At 69.9% G+C, this 19179-nt stretch carries 19 protein-coding genes; 15 read left to right on the top strand and 4 right to left on the bottom strand.

What is annotated here, in order from left to right:
• Nucleotides 1-43 precede the first annotated feature (43 nt).
• The 9 genes from ACYQ77_RS41475 (at nt 44) to ACYQ77_RS41515 (ending at nt 8109) form a co-directional block, all read left to right on the top strand.
• Nucleotides 44-916 carry an alpha/beta hydrolase gene (locus ACYQ77_RS41475; RefSeq protein ID WP_459722515.1) on the top strand — a complete coding sequence of 291 codons (873 nt, stop codon included), beginning with the start codon at nt 44-46 and terminating at the stop codon, nt 914-916.
• A 7-nt stretch (nt 917-923) separates the two neighbouring features.
• Complete coding sequence (locus ACYQ77_RS41480) at nt 924-1718, top strand: LLM class flavin-dependent oxidoreductase (RefSeq protein ID WP_459722518.1); 795 nt, start codon at nt 924-926, stop codon at nt 1716-1718.
• 94 nt (nt 1719-1812) lie between these two features.
• The gene (locus ACYQ77_RS41485; RefSeq protein ID WP_459722519.1) at nt 1813-3354 is read left to right on the top strand and encodes an NCS1 family nucleobase:cation symporter-1; all 1542 of its coding nucleotides are present in this window, start codon (nt 1813-1815) and stop codon (nt 3352-3354) included.
• Entirely contained in the window at nt 3347-4189 is an 843-nt protein-coding gene (locus ACYQ77_RS41490) for a nitrilase-related carbon-nitrogen hydrolase (protein ID WP_459722522.1), read from the top strand. Before ACYQ77_RS41485 ends, ACYQ77_RS41490 begins: the two co-directional genes overlap by 8 nt.
• Before the next feature lie 2 nt (nt 4190-4191).
• Entirely contained in the window at nt 4192-5577 is a 1386-nt protein-coding gene (hydA, locus tag ACYQ77_RS41495) for a dihydropyrimidinase (RefSeq protein ID WP_459722524.1), read from the top strand.
• A gap of 12 nt (nt 5578-5589) precedes the next feature.
• Entirely contained in the window at nt 5590-6588 is a 999-nt protein-coding gene (locus ACYQ77_RS41500; RefSeq protein ID WP_459722527.1) for a TIGR03842 family LLM class F420-dependent oxidoreductase, read from the top strand.
• Nucleotides 6589-6698: 110 nt separating this feature from the next.
• Entirely contained in the window at nt 6699-7070 is a 372-nt protein-coding gene (locus ACYQ77_RS41505) for a hypothetical protein (protein WP_459722530.1), read from the top strand.
• Nucleotides 7071-7082: 12 nt separating this feature from the next.
• Nucleotides 7083-7412: a hypothetical protein gene (locus tag ACYQ77_RS41510; RefSeq protein WP_459722533.1), complete on the top strand. Its 330-nt coding sequence runs from the start codon at nt 7083-7085 to the stop codon at nt 7410-7412.
• A gap of 211 nt (nt 7413-7623) precedes the next feature.
• Nucleotides 7624-8109, top strand: a complete 486-nt coding sequence (locus ACYQ77_RS41515) for a hypothetical protein (RefSeq protein WP_459722536.1) — start codon at nt 7624-7626, stop codon at nt 8107-8109.
• Here ACYQ77_RS41515 and ACYQ77_RS41520 read toward each other — a convergent pair.
• Both ACYQ77_RS41520 and ACYQ77_RS41525 read right to left on the bottom strand, forming a co-directional pair.
• Complete coding sequence (locus tag ACYQ77_RS41520; protein WP_459722539.1) at nt 8075-8326, bottom strand: hypothetical protein; 252 nt, start codon at nt 8324-8326, stop codon at nt 8075-8077. The two genes, ACYQ77_RS41515 and ACYQ77_RS41520, sit on opposite strands and share 35 nt — an antisense overlap.
• 2 nt (nt 8327-8328) lie before the next feature.
• Nucleotides 8329-8757, bottom strand: a complete 429-nt coding sequence (locus ACYQ77_RS41525) for a hypothetical protein (RefSeq protein WP_459722541.1) — start codon at nt 8755-8757, stop codon at nt 8329-8331.
• 82 nt (nt 8758-8839) lie between these two features.
• Between ACYQ77_RS41525 and ACYQ77_RS41530 the strand changes: the two genes are divergently transcribed.
• The 4 genes from ACYQ77_RS41530 (at nt 8840) to ACYQ77_RS41545 (ending at nt 13660) form a co-directional block, all read left to right on the top strand.
• On the top strand, nt 8840-9784 hold the full coding sequence (locus ACYQ77_RS41530) for a GlxA family transcriptional regulator (RefSeq protein WP_459722543.1): 945 nt from the start codon (nt 8840-8842) through the stop codon (nt 9782-9784).
• 91 nt (nt 9785-9875) lie between these two features.
• The gene (rocD, locus tag ACYQ77_RS41535; RefSeq protein ID WP_459722655.1) at nt 9876-11075 is read left to right on the top strand and encodes an ornithine--oxo-acid transaminase; all 1200 of its coding nucleotides are present in this window, start codon (nt 9876-9878) and stop codon (nt 11073-11075) included.
• Between the two features lie 276 nt (nt 11076-11351).
• The gene (locus ACYQ77_RS41540; RefSeq protein ID WP_459722545.1) at nt 11352-13076 is read left to right on the top strand and encodes a carbohydrate-binding module family 20 domain-containing protein; all 1725 of its coding nucleotides are present in this window, start codon (nt 11352-11354) and stop codon (nt 13074-13076) included.
• A complete protein-coding gene (locus ACYQ77_RS41545; RefSeq protein ID WP_459722547.1) occupies nt 13073-13660 on the top strand; it encodes an ATP-binding protein in 588 nt (195 codons plus the stop codon). Before ACYQ77_RS41540 ends, ACYQ77_RS41545 begins: the two co-directional genes overlap by 4 nt.
• Nucleotides 13661-14141: 481 nt before the next feature.
• Here the strand turns inward: ACYQ77_RS41545 and ACYQ77_RS41550 are convergent, their stop codons facing one another.
• Both ACYQ77_RS41550 and ACYQ77_RS41555 read right to left on the bottom strand, forming a co-directional pair.
• The gene (locus tag ACYQ77_RS41550; protein WP_459722550.1) at nt 14142-15161 is read right to left on the bottom strand and encodes a LacI family DNA-binding transcriptional regulator; all 1020 of its coding nucleotides are present in this window, start codon (nt 15159-15161) and stop codon (nt 14142-14144) included.
• 20 nt (nt 15162-15181) lie between these two features.
• Complete coding sequence (locus ACYQ77_RS41555) at nt 15182-16696, bottom strand: glycoside hydrolase family 13 protein (protein WP_459722552.1); 1515 nt, start codon at nt 16694-16696, stop codon at nt 15182-15184.
• A gap of 109 nt (nt 16697-16805) precedes the next feature.
• Here ACYQ77_RS41555 and ACYQ77_RS41560 point away from each other — a divergent pair, with 109 nt between their 5' ends.
• Entirely contained in the window at nt 16806-17810 is a 1005-nt protein-coding gene (locus ACYQ77_RS41560; protein WP_459722657.1) for a LacI family DNA-binding transcriptional regulator, read from the top strand.
• Nucleotides 17811-17880: 70 nt separating this feature from the next.
• A complete protein-coding gene (locus ACYQ77_RS41565) occupies nt 17881-19173 on the top strand; it encodes an ABC transporter substrate-binding protein (RefSeq protein ID WP_459722555.1) in 1293 nt (430 codons plus the stop codon).
• Nucleotides 19174-19179: the final 6 nt, after the last annotated feature.

Consider the following 19179-nt stretch of genomic DNA (forward strand, 5'->3'; position numbering starts at 1 on the left):
ACGGTACCGATTCCTCCCGCGCCCACGTCCGGTCTTCCCGGGTATGAACCTCATCGAGCACTACCGGAACAGCAACGCGAACTCGCACCGGAACCTCCCCCTCGACCAGGCCAGGGTCATCGACGCGCACTGGGGTGACGTGACGGCGGAGCCGGGCGGCGTGGACTACCTGGAGGTCGACGCGGGCGGCGTCGGGGCCCTGTGGGCGGTCCCGCACGGCGTGCCCGACGACGGGGTGCTGCTGTGCCTGCACGGCGGCGGGTTCGTCGGCGGCTCCATGTACACGCACCGCAAGATGTTCGCCCACCTCGCCAAGAAGACCGGCGTCCGCGCGCTGGTCGTCGACTACCGACGCACCCCAGAGCACCGGCACCCGGCGGCGTTGGCGGACTGCGTCGCGGCCTACCACTGGCTGCGGGACCAGGGCGTCACCCGGATCGCGATCACCGGCGACTCGGCAGGCGGGCTGCTCACGCTCACCACCACACTGCGGGTCGACCCGAAACCGGTCGCGATCATGCCGTTCTCGGCGTGGACCGACATGGAGTTCCGCGGCGAGTCGCTGACGACGAACGTGTCCACCGACGTCCTGTTCGGCGGCGACCGCCCGATGGACCTGCGGGCGCTGGTGGCCATGTACCTCGGCCCGGACGGCGACCCCGCCGGTCCGGAGGCGTCGCCGCTCAACGCCGACCTGTCGAGCCTCCCGCCCACCTACATCACGGTCAGCGACGCGGAGATGCTGCTCGACGACAGCCTGCGCCTGCACGAGAAGGCGCTCAGCCAGGGCGTCGAGGCCACCCTGGACGTCGTCCCCGGGCAGCAGCACACGTTCCAGATGTCGGCCGGGCACGACGAGGTCGCCGACGCTTCGCTGGCCCGCATGGCGGCGTGGGTGCGCCCGTTCCTGGTATGAAACGACCATGACCACTCTCGGGTTCGTGTTGCGTCCGCAGTTCCCGCCGGAACGGTTCGAGTCGGTGATCAGGACCGCGGACGAGGCCGGTCTCGAGGAGCTGTGGTTGTGGGAGGACTGCTTCTACGAGAGCGGCATCGCGCCCGCCGCGGCCGCGCTCGCGTGGACGACGAACGTGCGCATCGGCATCGGCCTGCTGCCGGTGCCGCTGCGCAACGTCGCCCTGGCCGCGATGGAGGTCGCGACCATCGAGCGGATGTTCCCCGGCCGGTCGATGATCGCGTGGGGGCACGGCGCGCAGAAGTGGATGGGCCAGGCGGGGGCACGGGTCGAGTCGCCGCTCACGTTGCTGCGCGAGTACCTGACGGCGCTGCGGCGGCTGCTCGACGGCGAGGAGGTCACGGTCGCCGGCCGGTACGTCACGCTCGACAAGGTCCGGCTCACGTGGCCGGCGCCGGCGAAGATCTGGGCGGGCGCCATCGGCCCGAAGTCGGTCGCGCTGTGCGGTGAGCTGGCCGACGGCGTGGTGATCGAGGCCCGCGCGGGCGTCGACGGGGTGCGCAGGGCACGCGACCTGGTCGGCGACACCCCCATCACCGTCTACATCCGGGCCGCCATCGGCGACGGCGCGCAGGAGCGGATCGACAACGACCGGACCGACGAGTTCGGCGTCGCGAACGACGACATCCCGGCGATGGTCGAGCGGCTCGCGGAGGCCGGGGCGGACGCGGTGATCCTGCAGCCCACCCCGGACGAGCCCGACCTGGAAGGGCTCGTGCGGTACGCCGCGGCGCTGCGGTGACCGGCGCGCGCAACTGACAAAGTGCGCACCGACGGTGCCAACGGTGTACACAGTGACACTGCCTCGGGAGATCGCCGCGCCCCAGGATCCCAGGATGGCACTTACGACCACCAGCTCAGACGGCCGGGTCGACTTAGCCGACCACTCCGGCATCGCGGACAGCCGCTTCTACAACCCCGAGCTCGCTCCGGTGCCCGTGGCGCAGCGCAACTGGACCACGTACAACTACTTCGCGCTGTGGATGGGCATGGCCCACAACATCCCCAGCTACCTGCTCGCGTCCGGCCTGATCGCACTCGGCATGGACTGGGTGCAGGCACTGATCACGATCACGCTCGGCAACATCATCGTGCTGATCCCCATGCTGCTGAACAGCCACGCGGGGACCCGCTTCGGCATCCCGTTCCCGGTGTTCGCGCGGGCGTTCTACGGCATGCGCGGCGCCAACCTGGCTGCGCTGCTCAGGGCGTTCATCGCCTGCGGCTGGTTCGGCATCCAGACCTGGGTCGGTGGTCAGGCGATCTACGTGATCGTCGGCAAGCTCGCCGGGGACGGCTGGGTGAACGCCTCGGCCGTCGGCGGGCAGCCGATCACGCTGTGGTTGTCGTTCGCCGTGTTCTGGGTGATCCAGATGCTGATCATCTGGCGGGGCATGGAGGCCGTGCGGAAGTTCGAGAACTGGACCGCGCCGCTGGTCAGCATCGGGTTCCTGATCCTGCTGGCGTACGTGCTGATCAAGGCGGGCGGCTTCGGCCCGATCCTGTCGCAGCCGTCGAAGCTCGGCTGGGGCGCCGACTTCTGGCAGGTCTTCGCGCCGTCGCTGATGGGCATGATCGCGTTCTGGGCGACGCTGTCGCTGAACATGCCGGACTTCACCCGGTTCGGTGGTTCCCAGCGCAAGCAGGTCCGCGGCCAGATCCTCGGCCTGCCGACCACGATGACGTTCATCTCGATCGTCGCGGTCCTGACCACCTCCGGTGGCGCGGTGCTGTTCGGCGAGGTGATCTGGGACCCGGCGACGCTCGCGGCGCGGTTCTCCTCGCCGGTCGTCGTGGTCATCGCGCTGTTCTGCCTGGTGCTGGCCACCATCTCGGCGAACCTCGCGGCGAACGTCGTGAGCCCGTCGTACGACTTCTCGAACGCGTTCCCGAAGCGGATCACGTTCGCGCTCGGCGGTCTGATCACCGGGGTCATCGGCATCGTCATCCAGCCGTGGCGGCTGCTCGCCAACGCGGACGTGTACATCAACGGCTGGCTCGGGTTCTACGGCGGCGTGCTCGGCGCGGTCGCGGGCGTGCTCGTCGCCGGGTACTGGCTGCGGGCCCGCACCCACCTCGACCTGGAGGACCTCTACAAGGAGGGCGGCCGGTACTGGTTCTCCGGCGGGTGGAACATCCCCGCCCTGGTCGCCACGCTCGTCGGCGCGGTGCTGGCGGTCGGCGGCGCGCACAGCGCGTCGGGCAACCCGTTCCCCGTGGACGGGCTGATCCCGTTCCTGAAGGGCTTCTACAACTACAGCTGGGTCGTCGGTTTGGTGGCAGCATCGCTCGTGTACCTGCTGCTGACCGCGCGGAGCACCACGCGGGAGAGTTCACCGGCGCCCGAGCCGGTGGCGGAAGGAGAGGCAGTTGTCTGAGATCGTCAGGGCGGCGCTCGTCCAGCAGAAGTGGACGGGTGACAAGGAGTCGATGATCGCGAACGCGGTCACCCACATCGGTACCGCGGCCTCGCAGGGCGCGCAGGTCGTGTGCCTGCAGGAGCTGTTCTACGGGCCGTACTTCTGCCAGGTGCAGGACGCCGACTACTACTCCTACACCGAGCAGATCCCGGACGGGCCGACCACACAGCTCATGTGCGAGCTGGCCGACCAGCACGGGGTCGTGCTGGTGGTGCCGATGTACGAGCAGGAGCAGCCGGGTGTCTACTACAACACCGCGGCCGTGATCGACGCCGACGGGACCTACCTCGGCAAGCACCGGAAGAACCACATCCCGCAGGTCAAGGGGTTCTGGGAGAAGTTCTACTTCCGGCCGGGCAACCTCGGCTACCCGGTGTTCGACACCGCGGTCGGCAAGATCGGCGTGTACATCTGCTACGAGCGGCACTTCCCGGAGGGCTGGCGCGCGCTCGGGCTCGGTGGCGCGCGGATCGTGTTCAACCCGTCCGCGACCTCGCGCGGGTTGTCGGAGTACCTGTGGAAGCTCGAGCAGCCGGCCGCGGCGGTGGCGAACGAGTACTTCGTCGGGACCATCAACCGGGTGGGCGTGGAACCGTTGGGTGACAACGACTTCTACGGACAGTCGTACTTCGCGGACCCGCGCGGTCAGGTCGTGGGCGAAACCGCCTCGGACGGGGAAGAGGAGGTCATCGTGCGTGACCTCGACATGGGGTTGCTGACCGAGGTCCGCGACCTGTGGCAGTTCTACCGCGACCGCAGGCCGGACACGTACGACCAGCTCACCGGGGCGTGACGATGGGGATCCTCATCAAGAACGGGACCGTCGTCAACGCCGACGGGTCCCTCACGGCGGACGTGCTGGTGGAGGGCGAGAAGATCGCCGCCGTCGCCGCGCCCGGCGTGTTCACCGAGGCCGACACGGTCATCGACGCGGCGGGGAAGTACGTGATCCCCGGCGGCATCGACGCGCACACGCACATGGAGATGCCGTTCGGCGGGACCTTCTCCGCCGACACGTTCTTCACCGGCACGCGGGCGGCCGCGTGGGGCGGCACGACGACGATCATCGACTTCGCCGTGCAGGCCAAGGGCACGTCCCTGCTGTCGACGCTGGACAAGTGGCACGAGAAGGCCGACGGGCACTGCGCCGTCGACTACGGGTTCCACATGATCGTCTCCGACGTGAACGACCAGTCGTTGAAGGAGATGGAGTCCTGCATCGACGCGGGCGTGAACAGCTTCAAGATGTTCATGGCCTACCCGGGCGTGTTCTACGCGACCGACGGCGAGATCCTGCGCGCCATGCAGAAGGCCGCCGACATCGGCGGCACCATCATGATGCACGCCGAGAACGGCATCGCGATCGACGAGCTGGTCGCGCAGGCGCTGGCGTCCGGGCGCACCGACCCGGTGGAGCACGGGCTGACCAGGCCGCCGGAGCTGGAGGGCGAGGCGACCTCGCGCGCCATCCAGCTCGCGCGGGTGACCGGCGCGCCGCTCTACATCGTGCACCTGTCGGCGTCGCAGGCGCTCGCTGCCGTCGCGGAGGCGCGCAACACCGGGCAGAACGTGTTCGCGGAGACGTGCCCGCAGTACCTCTACCTGTCCATCGAGGACCTGGCCAAGCCGGACTTCGAGGGGTCGAAGTACGTGGCGTCGCCGCCGCTGCGGCCCAAGGAGCACCAGGCGGACCTGTGGCGCGGCCTGCGCACCAACGACCTGTCGGTGGTGTCGACCGACCACTGCCCGTTCTGCTTCAAGGACCAGAAGGAGCTGGGGCGCGGGGACTTCTCCAAGATCCCCAACGGGATCCCCGGCGTCGAGCACCGGATGGACCTGCTGCACCAGGGTGTGGTGGCCGGTGAGCTGTCGCTGCGGCGGTGGGTCGAGGTGTCGTCGGCGACGCCCGCGCGGATGTTCGGGCTGTACCCGCGCAAGGGCGTGATCGCGGCGGGCGCGGACGCGGACATCGTCGTGTACGACCCGGCTCGTCAGCACACGCTCGGTGTCGAGACGCACCACATGGCGGTGGACTACTCGGCGTACGAGGGCATGTCGATCACCGGCGGCGTGTCGACCGTGCTGTCGCGCGGGTCCGTCGTGGTCGACGGCGGCGAGTTCCACGGCCACGAGGGCCACGGCAAGTTCCTGTCGCGCGAGCTGTCGCAGTACTTGGTCTGATGGGAGTTCGGCATGGACTTCGGTGTGGTGCTGCAGACGGACCCGCCCGCCTCGGCGGTCGTGGACCTGATGGTGTCGGCCGAACAGCAAGGGTTCACGTACGGGTGGACATTTGACTCGGTCGTGTTGTGGCAAGAACCGTTCGTGATCTACTCGCAGATCCTCGCGCGCACCAATTCCCTGGTCGTGGGGCCGATGGTGACCAATCCGTCCACTCGGGACTGGTCGGTCACCGCGTCACTGTTCGCGACGCTGAACGACATGTACGGCAACCGAACGGTGTGCGGCATCGGCCGCGGTGACTCAGCGCGACGGGTCATCGGGCAGAAGCCCGCGTCGTTGTCGGTGCTCCGTGATTCCATCCACGCGATCCGCGATCTCGCGGAAGGACGGGAGGTTTCACTTCATGGCGCACCGGTGCGGATTCCGTGGGTACGGGACGGGAAGCTGGAAGTCTGGATGGCCGCGTACGGGCCGAAGGCGCTCCAGCTGGTCGGCGAGCACGCGGACGGTTTCATCCTGCAGACGGCCGACCCCGCGATCACGCGGTGGACGATCGAGTCCGTGCGCGCCGCGGCACGGGCCGCCGGGCGGGACCCCGGTGGGATCACGATGTGCGTGGCGGCGCCCGCGTACGTCGGCGAGGACGTCGCGCACCAACGCGACCAGCTGCGGTGGTTCGGCGGCATGGTGGGCAACCACGTCGCCGACCTGGTGGCCCGGTACGGCGAGTCGGGGCCGGTGCCCCATGAGCTGACCGACTACATCAGGGGCCGGGAGGGCTACGACTACGCGCACCACGGCAAGGCGGGCAACCCGTCGACGGACTTCGTCCCCGACGAGATCGTCGACCGGTTCTGCCTCGTGGGGCCGGCGTCGGCGCACGTGGACCGGCTGACCGAGCTGGCGGAAATGGGCGTGGACCAGTTCGCGCTGTACCTCATGCACGACCAGAAGGAGCAGACCCTGGCCGCATACGGATCGGAGATCATTCCGAAACTGACGGCGTAGCCGCGCGCCCTTTGGGGCGGCGCCTTACGTCCGTCCGCACGCACGCGAGACCGTGTGACCCCACCTCCTGCCCCGGCACTGTCGATGCCGGACCAGTAGGAGGTGGGGCGATGCCCGAACAACCAGCCGACGCGCCGCTGTCCGAGGACGGGCAGTGGTGGTGGGACGGCGCCGATTGGCAGCCGGTGGAAGCCGGACCGCAGGCGAGCTACGACCCGAACACGACCGAGGTCGGACAGCTGTCCGACGACGGCCAGTGGCGGTGGGACGGTACCCAGTGGCAGCCGGCAGGTGACTCGGGCGGCGAGGGCGGCGCGGTGGCGCTGCCGGACGACCTGCGCTACGAGATGGCCAACTTCGGGGAGTACTACCCGGAGATCATGGCGCTCGCCGAGGCCAACGACATGGAGGACTGGCTGATCAACTACGTGGGGATCAGCCAGGAGGACGTGCCGACCGAAGACGACGAGCTGCTGGCGTAGGGGGCGACTGACATGGCGTGTTTCAAGCAATGGATGGTCGCGACGGGCTGCGTGCTGGCGGGCGGCGCGGGCGGTGCCGGCATCGTGGCGTCAGGCATCATCGAGGCCGGTTCGGTGGGCGCACTCACCCCGGTGGCAGCGGCCACCCTGTACGGCTCGGTCCTGGCACTGCTGTCAGCGATCGCGGCGGGCATCGCGGCGGGCATCGACCTGGCGGAGTGCTACGACGCGAACGGCAGGCACGAGGCAGCCGACCGCATCCGGCAACGGGTGAGCGCACTACAGGGCGAGTACGACCGCCTGACCCAGCTGGCGGACCGCCTGAAGGAGATCGCCGCCTGACGACAGTCGCCTTCGAGGGGGCACCGCCACCCCGATGACCCCTCGAAGGCAGATCGTCGCCTGGGCTACCACCACGGCGACCGGTGTGCCACGCTGGTCGACGCTGCCCTGGCGCTGATCGCGGAACGCGGTGTCGAGACATCGCACGCAGTGCCGCCGCCCACGCCGGGAACCTGGCCGCCATCGCAGGACGGAACCGGAGCTGAGGCACGTGCTCGAGCCGTACGCCCGGTTGCTCGGCACCACCGTGACCGGCCTCTGGCAGCTGGCCGCGGTGTCGGACGACGGCGTGATCCCCCTGCCGGGCGAGCTGGTGCTCGAGACCGACGCCGGGTTCGTCTCGCTCTCCTACCGCCAGGACGGCCTCGCGTGCACCGGCCCGGTCGACCGTGCCGACGTCCGGTGGGGCACCGAACCCTGGCTCACGATGGGACGCGCGGACGCGGACGAGTGGCTCGAGCTGGTGCCTGCGGCGGTCCCCGGGCTGCCGCTGGCCGTGACGGGCGTGACCGGCTGGTTCGGTGTCGGCGACTGGGTGCTCCCGTGCGCGCTGGTCCTGTCCGGCGCCGGTGACCCGCTCGTGCTCATGACGACCGCCGACCACGACCTGGTGCGCACCGACCACCGGACGGCCCGCGAGCACGCCGAGCACCTCACCGCCGTCATGCGGATGCGGTTGGTCGAGCAGCGGCTCTGAGCACCAGCAGCCCGCCGATCCCCGGCACCCACGCGAGCACCTTCGCGGTGCGGGACGCCGTCGCGGCGCGCAGGGTCGCGACCACGACGACCAGGTACGCGAGGCCGTGCACCGGGCCGCCGAGGGACGTGATGGCCGGCAGGTGGACCGTCGCCAGGTTCACGAGCAGGACCACCAGCGACCCGCACTCCACCGCCGCCGCGACGCGGAAGTACACGTTCACACCCCCGTCGTCGAGCCGGGGCGCACGATCATCAGCACCGTGACCGTCGCCCACAGCAGGTTGAACACCCCGGTCCGCATGGCGAGCCGGGTGCGGATCGCGACCGCACCCTCCCGCGGCGCCAGCAGCCGCTCCTGACCCGGCAGCACCCCGAACACGAGCACGGCGGCCGCCACCCCGGTGAGGGCGATCGACGTGATCAGCCACGCGTCGCCGAGCACGCCGAGTGCGCTCGCCGTGGCCAAGCCGAACAGCGGGACCGCGATGCCGACCGCGGCGTAGACCCGGCAGATCCGGTGCAGCAGGGGCAGGTGGTCCGTCCGCCCGGCGCGGACGGCGGCCGGGAACATGCTCGCCGCCACGGTCACCGGGCCGACGGCGACGATCGCCGCGATGACGTGCAGCGACAACAGGACCTTGGTCACGGGAGGGACGGTAGCCACGGCAGCGGACCGCCGGAATCGGCAAGAATGACAACCACCGACGGATTCTCGCCAAGGGGGACTGATGCACACGGTGGCCGTGCTCGCGCTGGACGACGTGATCACCTTCGACCTGGCCACGCCGGTGCAGGCGTTCAGCTTCGCCTGGCTGCCGGACGGGAGCCCCGCCTACCGGGTGCTGGTCTGCGGCCCGGGGACCGTCCGGACCGACGGCTTCACCCTCACCCCCGAGCACGGCCTCGACGTTCTCGCCGACGCCGACACGATCGTGGTGCCCGGTCGCATGACGCCGGACGCGCCCGTCCCCGCCGAGGTCGTCGACGCGCTCCGGGCCGCGGCCGCGAAGGGCACGCGGATCGCGTCGATCTGCGTCGGTGCGTTCGTCCTCGCCGCCGCGGGCCTGCTCGACGGCCTGCGTGCCACCACCCACTGGATGGGCGCGGCCGAGCTCGCGGAGCGGTACCCGCAGATCGACGTCGACCCGAACGTCCTCTACGTCGACAACGGCCGGCTGCTGACGTCCGCAGGCGCGGCCGCCGGCCTGGACCTGTGCCTGCACATGATCCGCCGCGACCTCGGTTCCGCCGTCGCGGCCGACGCGGCCCGCCGGTCGGTCATGCCGCTCGAGCGGGAGGGCGGGCAGGCGCAGTTCATCGTCCACGACCAGCCGCCGGTGCCGCGTGGCGCCGCGCTGGAACCGCTGCTGACCTGGCTGGAGAACCACGTCGGCGACGACCTCGCGCTCGCCGACATCGCCGCGCGGGCCGGCATGAGCACCCGCACCCTCAACCGCCGCTTCCGCGAACAGACCGGCACGACACCGCTCCAGTGGCTGCACCGGGCGCGGGTCCGGCGCGCCCAGTACCTGCTCGAGCACACCACCCACCCGGTGGACCGGATCGCGGGCGACGTCGGCTTCGGCTCGCCGACGGCCTTCCGCGAACGTTTCCGGCGCGTGGTGGGCACCAGTCCGCACGCCTACCGCGCCGCCTTCGCAACGAACGGCTGACATCAGGCTCAAGCACGCAACGAAGTGGCGTTTTACGCAACGGTCTGCGGATGAAACAACCGCTGAACGGACTTAACCTGTTCACATGTCGATGACTGCTGCCGATTTCATCGCGCTCGACGAACAGTGGAGCACGCACAACTACCACCCGTTGCCTGTGGTGATCGCCGAGGCGGAGGGCGCGTGGGTCACCGACGTGCACGGCAAGAGATACCTGGACTTCCTGGCCGGCTACTCCGCGCTGAACTTCGGTCACCGCCACCCCGACCTGATCGCCGCCACGATCGAGCAGCTCGGCCGGGTCACGCTGACCAGCCGTGCCTTCCACCACGACCAGCTCGGCCTGTTCTGCCAGGAGCTGGCGGAGCTGACCGGCACCGAGATGGTGCTGCCGATGAACTCCGGCGCGGAGGCCGTCGAGTCGGCGCTCAAGGTCGCCCGCAAGTGGGCCTACCAGGTGAAGGGCGTGCCGGACGGCCGGGCGGAGATCATCGTCGCCGGCTCGAACTTCCACGGCCGCACCACCACGATCGTCTCCTTCTCCACCGACGAGACCGCCCGCAACGACTTCGGCCCGTTCACGCCGGGGTTCGTGGTCGTCAAGTACGGCGACACGCAGGCGCTCGAGGCGGCCATCACCCCGTACACGGCGGCCGTCCTGATCGAGCCGGTCCAGGGCGAGGCCGGGGTGCTGATGCCGCCCTCGGGCTACCTGCGGGACGTGCGCCAGCTGTGCACCGACAACGACGTGCTGTTCATCGCCGACGAGATCCAGGCGGGCCTCGGCCGGACCGGCACGCTGTTCGCGTGCGAGCACGAGGACGTGACCGCGGACCTGTACACGCTGGGCAAGGCGCTCGGCGGCGGGATCATGCCGGTGTCGGCGGTGGTCGGCAAGCGCGACGTGCTCGGCGTCCTGCGGCCCGGTGAGCACGGCTCGACCTTCGGCGGCAACCCCCTCGCGTGCGCGGTCGGCCGGGCCGTGATCAAGCTGCTGCGCGAGGGCGACTTCCTATCCCGGTCCGCCACGCTCGGCGCTCAGCTGCACGCCCGGCTCACCGAGCTGATCGGGCACGGCGTCGCGGACGTCCGGGGCCGTGGCCTGTGGGCCGGTGTCGAGATCGCGCCCGGCGGCAAGACGGCCCGCGCGGCGAGCGAGGAGCTGATGGCGCGTGGCGTGCTGTGCAAGGAAACGCACGACACGACGCTGCGGGTCGCCCCGCCGCTGGTGATCTCGCAGGAGGACCTCGACCGCGGCGTGGACACGATCGCGGAGGTCCTGACCCGCTGACCGGACGACGCCTGCGCTCGTGAACGCGAGCGGGCTCGGCAGGCGATCACGAGTGCCCGCGAGCACGGCGACAAGGCCGGGCTCGCGGGCACTCCCATGTGCGCACCAGCTCCTCCTCGACGCCTGATACCCGCCGTCCGCCGGTTTACAGAGTCGTCGCGCCGGTCTAGTCTGCAAGAACTTTCAGCAGTTTGCGCAAAGTCTCCCGGCGGGCGGGCGCGCAGCGGTGACCGTCCGCTCGCCGGGTCCATGACCGGCTCGACGAGGAGACCTGAAATGGAACGACGACCGCTCCTGCGCACAGTCGCGATGTCGGCTGTGGCGGTCCTGTGCGCGACCGGGCTTGTCACCACCTCTGCCCAGACGGCGGTGGCGGACACCGGAGTACCGAACGGCGACGTGATCGCCAACCTGTGGTCGTGGAACTGGCGTTCCGTGGCCCGCGAATGCACGACCAACCTCGACCCCGCCGGCTACGGCGCGGTGTGGGTCGCCCCGCCCGCCGAGTCGTTCAAGCACCCGAGCGGCGTGTGGTGGGACGTCTACCAGCCCTACTCCTACAAGCTGAACAGCCGGTTCGGCACCCAGGCCGAGTTCAAGACCATGATCGACACGTGCCACGCGGCCGGCGTCAAGGTCTACACGGACGCGGTGGTCAACCACACCGCGGCGATGACCGGCACCGGCTACGACGGCACGGTGATCGGCGACAAGTACGACCCGCCGATGTACGACCGCGGCGAGTACAACGTGGACGTCTGCGACCGCGACATCGCCAACTGGGGCGACCTCTGGGAGGTGCAGCACTGCGAGCTGCTGGACCTGCCGGACCTCGACACGAGCGATCCCGGGGTGCGCGGCAAGCTCGCCGGCTACCTGAACTCCCAGCTGGCGCTGGGCGTCGACGGTTTCCGCGTGGACGCGGCCAAGCACATCCCGGCGAGTGAGCTGGCGGACGTGGTGGCACGCCTGAACAACACGACGTCCGGCGCGCGCCCGTACGTGTTCCACGAGGTGTTCCCCGGCACGCCGCCGTCGCCAGGTGACTACTTCGGCAGCGGCGACGTCCTCGACTTCACCTACGGCGACAAGCTGAAGTCCGCCTTCCAGGGCGACATCGCGTCGCTGTCGTCGTTCGGGAACGGCCTGCTGCCCGCGGACAACTCGGTGTCGTTCGTGACGAACCACGACACCGAACGCAACGGCAGGCACCTGACGTACAAGGACGGCGCGACGGCGGTGCTCGCGAACGTGTTCCAGCTGGCGTACAAGCACACGACGCCGACCGTGTACGCGGGCTTCGAGTTCTCGAACCCGGAGGGCGCGCCGCCGAACTCGGGCGGCTTCGTCACGGACACGACGTGCGGCAACGGCTGGTACTGCCTGAACCGCGACCGGGCGGTGACCGGCATGGTGGCGTTCCACAACGCGGTCGGCGGCGCGGCGGTGGCGAACTGGCAGTCGCCGACGTCGAACGTGATCGGCTTCGGCCGCGGCTCGGCCGGTTTCGTGGCGATCAACAACAGCGGCGGCGCGTACACGGGCACCTTCACGACCGGCCTGCCGGACGGCTCCTACTGCAACGTGATCACGGCGTGCGCGAGCCAGGTGACGGTGTCCGGCGGCCGGGCGGCGCTGACCGTGCCCGCGAAGTCGGCGGTCGCGTTCCACACCGGCGGCGGCACGCAGAACCCGGACCAGGTGAGCGTGTCGTACACGGTGCGGGCGGAGACGTCGTGGGGGCAGAACGTGTTCGTGGTGGGCAACGTGCCGCAGCTGGGTTCGTGGAACCCGGCGAACGCGGTGCCGCTGACGACGAACTCGTCGACGTACCCGCGCTGGCAGGGCAGCGGCACGCTCCCGGCGAACACGAATGTCGAGTACAAGTTCGTGATCAAGCAGGACGGGCAGCCGGTGATCTGGGAGACGGGCGCGAACCGGACCTACCGCACGGGCGGCTCGGGCGCGGTGACGATCGACGGCGGTACGTTCCGCAGGTGACCTGGCAGAACACCACGCACGACTGGGCTCGTGCCATCGACGTGCGCCACCTGGAGCTGATCCGTCAAGGGCCAGCGGAGTTCGCTCCGGGTGGCGTACTCCACCTCGTGCTGGAGGTGCTCGCGTACGCCGCGGACGAGGCCGCGGCACGCGGCACGGGCCACGCGGTGGTGACCCGGCACGCCGACGACTCGATCTCGGTCGCCGACGACGGCCGCGGCACCGACACCCGCGTGGACGCGACCGGCCGCACGGTGAGGAAACCGGTCATGGCGACGAAGGACCTCCGCTTCTTCGACGAGCCGTCGGTGCTGCTGCCGGACGGTCATCCGAGGCGCGGCATGTCGGTGGTGGCGGCGCTGAGCGAGTGGCTGGTCCACACGAACCGCCGCGCCAACGGCTCGTGGACGCAACGCTACGAACACGGCATCCCGGTCACGGACCTGACCCCGATCCCCTCGGCCGGCACGACGGGCACCACGGTCCACTTCATGCCGAGCCCAGGCCTGCCCCCGGCCGGTCCCCTGCCAACAGACTTCGGCAACCACCTGACAGTGGCACTCCACGGCTTCCCGACCCAATGACCGGGACAGCCCCCAAAGGGCGCAAGCCCACCACACGAGGACTGCTGCCTGCCATCCCGTCGACCTGGCGAAGCCCGATCACACCGTGTCAAGGGGGCCCGGATGCACGACGCAACCAGCTGACCAAACCGCCCGGGCCCCCTTGACGCGGTGTGATAGCCCTCCGGGAGGTCGACGGGATGGCAGGCAGACCCACCGACACCAGTCCTTGCCAACCCAACCCGAGACCAAACCCCCGCCATCCCGGAGACCAGCCCGTCCGGCGAGGACCCCCCGGAGGGAAAACCCAGGCAAGGCACACCACAAAACCCGGGACACAAACCGCTGACCCAGCGAAAACCGAAAGAAAACCGCGGCCCCAGTACATACGGGCAGCCCCCACCACTCCCGGGGGCACCCCGCTGTCCAGTCTACCGGTGACCACCGACAGGGGGACGGATGTCGATCTTGCCTGTGGACAACCACCCCACCTGTGGACAGCTCAGCCGCGTACCCGCGCCGCCGTCGAGCCGCGGACCACGAGTTCCGGCATGAAGACGAACTCCGCGTGCGGGGCCGGGGTGCCGCCGATCTCCTCGAGGAGCGCGTTCACCGCCGCCTGGCCCATCGCCTCGACCGGTTGCCGCAGCGTGGTCAACGGCGGGTCGGCGAACACGATCAACGGGGAGTCGTCGAAGCCGACCACCGACACGTCCGCGGGCACCGACAGCCCGCGCTGCCGGGCCGCGCGGATGGCGCCGAACGCCATCAGGTCGCTGCCGCAGATGATCGCGGTGCAGGATTTGTCCAGCAGGGCAGCAGCGGCCGCCTGGCCACCCTCCACGGTGAACAGCGAGTGCTGCACGAACTCCTCGGCCTGCTCGGCGGTGTACGGCAGCACCGTCCGCATGTGCTGCACGAACCCCTCGATCTTCCGCACCACCGGCACGAACCGCCGGGGCCCGATCGCCAGGCCGATGCGCTCGTGCCCCAGTTCCGCCAGGTGCGACACCGCCAGCCGCATGGCGGCGCGGTCGTCCGTCGACACGAACGGCGCCGACACCTTCTCCGTGTACCCGTTGATCATCACGAACGGCACGCCGCGGCCCGCGAGCTTGACGTACCGGTCCATGTCGGCCGTCGAGTCGGCGTGCAGGCCGGACACGAAGATGATCCCCGTGACCCCGCGCTCGACCAGCAGCTCGGTCAGCTGGTCCTCCGTCGAACCGCCGGGGGTCTGGGTGCACAGCACGGGCGTGTAGCCGCGGGACGTCAGCACCTGCTCGATCACCTGCGCGAGCGCCGGGAAGATCGGGTTCGACAGCTCCGGGGTGATCAGCCCGATCAGCCCGGCACTGCGTTCACGCAGCCGGGGCGGGCGTTCGTAGCCGAGCACGTCCATGGCGGCGACCACCGCCTGACGTGTCGCCGCCGAGACGCCCGCCTTGCCGTTCAGCACGCGGCTGACCGTCGCCTCACTGACGCCCGCCTGCGTGGCTATGTCACTGAGACGGGCTGTCACACCTGATGACTCTAGGCGAGTCACCGCTGTTCGTCCCACCACAACACGGTGTCGGGCGGCAGCACGACCTCGCCGTCGAGGCCGTAGTACGACGACGCCAGCAGCACCGGGCCCGGGTCCGGCACCCGCACCACCGACTCGCTCATGTTGACCATGCAGTGGAAGGCGCCGCGGCGGAAGTGCAGCACGTCGTCGTCGGCCGGGAGCCACTCGAACTCGCCGAACGCGAGCCTGCGCCGCAGCCGCAGCGCGCTGCGGTACAGCGTCAGCATCGACTCCGGCGACGTCTCCTGCTCGGCGACCGCGAGCTTCGCCCACGACTCCGGCTGCGGCAGCCACGGCGTCCCCGGGCCGAAGCCCAGCGACGGGCCGGTCGCGGTCCACGGGATCGGCAAGCGGCAGCCGTCGCGGCCGCGGTCGGTGTGACCGGACCGCTCCCACACCGGGTCCTGCAGCACCTCCTCCGGCAGGTCCGCCACCTCGGGCAGCCCCAGCTCCTCACCCTGGTAGACGTACGCGGACCCGGGCAGCGCGAGCATCAGCAGCGCCGCCGCCCGTGCCCGCTTGCGGCCGATCTCGCCGCCGCCGTACCGGGTCACGTGCCGCACCACGTCGTGGTTGGACAGCACCCACGTCGCAGGCGACTCGGTCGCGAGGGACGCGTCGATCACCGCACGCATGGGCTCCGCGGCCCAGCCGGTCTTCAGGAAGTGGAAGTTGAACGCCTGGTGCAACTCGTCGGGACGCAGGTACAGCGCGGTCCGCGCGGGGGTCGGGGCCCACGCCTCCGCGACCGCCATGCGCTCGCCGTCGTAGGAATCGAGCACGCGACGCCACTCGCGGTAGATCTCGTGCACGCCGTCCTGGTCGAAGTACGGGAGCGGCTCCGCACCGAGCAGCGCGCTCTGGTCGGGGCGGCCGACGTCCGGCAGGCCCTCGGCCTTGACCATCCCGTGCGCGACGTCCACGCGGAACCCGTCGACGCCCAGGTCCAGCCAGAACCGCAGGATGTCGAGGAACTCCGCGCGCACGTCGGGGTTGTCCCAGTTGAGGTCCGGCTGCTCGGGCGCGAACAGGTGCAGGTACCAGTCGCCGTCCTCGGTGCGGGTCCACGCGGGACCGCCGAAGATCGACTCCCAGTCGTTCGGCGGGCCGTCGCCGCGGCCGGGGCGGAAGATGTAGCGGTCCTTGAGGCCCTGCTTGAACCACTCGTGCTGGTCGCTGGTGTGGTTCGGGACGATGTCGACGATGACACGCAGGCCGAGCGCGTGCGCGTCGGTGACCAGGGCCTTCGCGTCGTCGAGGGTGCCGAACAGCGGGTCGACCGCGCGGTAGTCGGCGACGTCGTAGCCGCCGTCGGCCATCGGGGACGCGTAGAACGGCGTCAGCCAGACCGCGTCGACGCCCAGTTCCGCCAGGTACGGCAGCCGGGAGCGCACGCCGGGGAGGTCACCGACGCCGTCGCCGTCCGAGTCGGCGAAGCTGCGGACGTACACCTGGTAGATGACGGCGTCTCGCCACCACTCTTGGGTCATGGCTGACATGTAAAACCTTGCATCGACTTTCAGCAAGCCCGAACCATTGCGATCTCCCCGAACGGCTACCTAGCATTCAGCGTCGAAGCGATTCGACGGAGTGATGACCGTGGCGAAGATCGAGGACGTGGCACGCCACGCTGGGGTCGCCCCCAGCACGGTGTCGTACGTCCTGTCCGGCAAACGGTCGATCACCCAGGAGACCCGGGAGCGGGTGCTCGCCAGCATCAAGGCGCTCGGCTACCAGCCGCACGCGGGCGCCAGGGCACTCGCGTCCAACCGCAGCAACGTCGTCGCGCTGGTCGTGCCGCTGCGCACCGGCATCCACGTGCCGGTGATCATGCAGTTCGCGACCTCGGTCGTCACCGCGGCCCGCGAGCACGACCACGACGTCCTGCTGCTCACGCAGAACGAGGGCGAGGCGGGCCTGCGGCGGGTGGCGGGCACGTCGATGGTCGACGCGATCATCGTCATGGACGTCGAGCTGCACGACCCCAGGATCCCGGTGCTCAAGGAGCTGGACCGGCCTGCCGTGCTGATCGGCTTCCCCGCCGAGACCGACGGCCTGACCTGCATCGACCTCGACTTCACGGCGGCGGGCGCGGCCTGCGTGGACCACCTCGCCGAGCTGGGCCACCACAGGGTCGCGCTGATCGGGTCGCCGCCGGAGGTCTACGAGCGGGAGACCGGGTTCGCCTCCCGCACCACGAACGGGTTCACCGAGGCGGCGGCGCGGCACGGCATCGCCGCCAGCGTGCACGCGTGCGAGGCCACGCAGGCCGGCGCCCAGAAGGTCGCGGCGGAGCTGCTGGCCGAGCATCCCGATCTCACCGCCGTCGTCGTCCACAACGAACCCGTCGTCGCACCGCTGCTCGCCGCGTTCCGCGAGGCGGGCCGCTCGGTGCCGGACGACCTGTCGGTGGTGGCGATCTGCCCCGACGAACTCGCCGAGTACACCATGCCCGCGCTCACCTCCGTGGCCATCCCGGCCCAGGAGGTCGGGCGCCAGGCGGTCGGGCTGCTGATGGCCAAGCTGGGTGGCCGGCAGGTTCCCGACGCGACCCTGCTCGCCCCGCACCTGACCGTCCGAGCCAGCACCGCCGTCCCCAGGTAACCACCCCCGACTCCCCCACCCATCCGGCAGGCACGTCGTCGAAGCGATTCGACAGACGGGAGGAACAACGATGTTCAAGCCAGGAAAGGCCTTGCTCGCGGTACTCGCGCTGGCCGCACCGTTACTCGCGGCGTGCGGCGACGACGGTGGCGGCAGCAACGCCGACGAGCTGCGCCTGTGGCACTACGAGGGCCCGGACAGCGCCATGGGCAAGGCGTGGGCCGAGGCGATCAAGGAGTTCGAGGACACCCATCCCGGCGTCACGGTGAAGTTCGAGGAGAAGGGCTTCGAGCAGATCCAGAAGAACGCCCCGATGGTGCTGAACTCGGACGAGGCGCCCGACCTCATGGAGTACAACAAGGGCAACGCGACCGCGGGCCTGTTGTCCAAGCAGGGCCTGCTGACCGACATGTCCGCCGAGGTCACCGAACGCGGCTGGGACAAGCTCCTGTCGCCGAGCCTGCAGACCACGTGCAAGTACGACGAGCGCGGCGTGATGGGCGGCGACAAGTGGTTCGGCGTCCCGAACTACGCCGAGTACACGATGGTCTACTACAACAAGGACCTGTTCGCGCAGCACGGGGTCGAGATCCCGCAGACGTTCGACGACCTGGTCGCCGCCATGGACGAGTTCGTGGCGGCCGGCGTGACGCCACTGTCGATGGGCGGCAAGGAGTACCCGGCGCAGCAGTTGTTCTACCAGCTCGCACTGTCCAAGGCGGACAAGCAGTGGGTGGCCGACCTGCAGCAGTACAAGGGGAAGGTCGACTTCCACGACGACGCGTGGACCTACGGCGCCGAGACCTTCGCCGACTGGGTGAAGAAGGGGTACGTCAGCGAGGACGCGGCGGGCATCGACGCCGAGGGCATGGGTGTCGCGTTCATGTCCGGCAAGTTCCCGATCATGGTGTCCGGCTCGTGGTGGTACGGCCGCGTGCAGTCCACGGTGAAGGACTTCGAGTGGGACACGATGCTGTTCCCCGGCAGTGACATGGCACTCGGGTCGAGCGGCAACATCTGGGTGGTCCCGCAGGGCTCGGAGAACAAGGAGCTGGCGTACGACTTCATCGACATCACGATGAAGAAGGCGAACCAGAACCTGCTGGGCAACTCCGGTGGCATCCCGGTGGCGGCCGACCCGTCGGCGATCACGGACGCGAAGAGCAAGAAGCTCATCGAGGACTACCAGACGCTGGTGGACCGCGACGGCCTCGCCTACTACCCGGACTGGCCGGTGCCCGGCTACTACGACGTGCTGGTGTCCGCGACGCAGAAGCTGATCAACGGCACGGCGTCGCCAGCCGAGGTGCTGGACGAGCTGGCCGGCCCGTACGAGGAAAACCTCGCCAATGTCGGTGGTTGAGACCCA

It is taken from the genome of Actinophytocola sp. KF-1 (genome assembly GCF_054661535.1).

Excerpts from the sequence above, each read along its gene's own strand:
- ACYQ77_RS41475 (WP_459722515.1), top strand. The coding sequence starts at position 44 with ATGAACCTCATCGAGCACTACCGGAACAGCAACGCGAACTCGCACCGG.
- ACYQ77_RS41480 (WP_459722518.1), top strand. The coding sequence starts at position 924 with ATGACCACTCTCGGGTTCGTGTTGCGTCCGCAGTTCCCGCCGGAACGG.
- ACYQ77_RS41485 (WP_459722519.1), top strand. The coding sequence starts at position 1,813 with ATGGCACTTACGACCACCAGCTCAGACGGCCGGGTCGACTTAGCCGAC.
- hydA (WP_459722524.1), top strand. The coding sequence starts at position 4,192 with ATGGGGATCCTCATCAAGAACGGGACCGTCGTCAACGCCGACGGGTCC.
- ACYQ77_RS41500 (WP_459722527.1), top strand. The coding sequence starts at position 5,590 with ATGGACTTCGGTGTGGTGCTGCAGACGGACCCGCCCGCCTCGGCGGTC.
- ACYQ77_RS41505 (WP_459722530.1), top strand. The coding sequence starts at position 6,699 with ATGCCCGAACAACCAGCCGACGCGCCGCTGTCCGAGGACGGGCAGTGG.
- ACYQ77_RS41510 (WP_459722533.1), top strand. The coding sequence starts at position 7,083 with ATGGCGTGTTTCAAGCAATGGATGGTCGCGACGGGCTGCGTGCTGGCG.
- ACYQ77_RS41530 (WP_459722543.1), top strand. The coding sequence starts at position 8,840 with ATGCACACGGTGGCCGTGCTCGCGCTGGACGACGTGATCACCTTCGAC.
- rocD (WP_459722655.1), top strand. The coding sequence starts at position 9,876 with ATGACTGCTGCCGATTTCATCGCGCTCGACGAACAGTGGAGCACGCAC.
- ACYQ77_RS41540 (WP_459722545.1), top strand. The coding sequence starts at position 11,352 with ATGGAACGACGACCGCTCCTGCGCACAGTCGCGATGTCGGCTGTGGCG.
- ACYQ77_RS41555 (WP_459722552.1), bottom strand. The coding sequence starts at position 16,696 with ATGACCCAAGAGTGGTGGCGAGACGCCGTCATCTACCAGGTGTACGTC.
- ACYQ77_RS41565 (WP_459722555.1), top strand. The coding sequence starts at position 17,881 with ATGTTCAAGCCAGGAAAGGCCTTGCTCGCGGTACTCGCGCTGGCCGCA.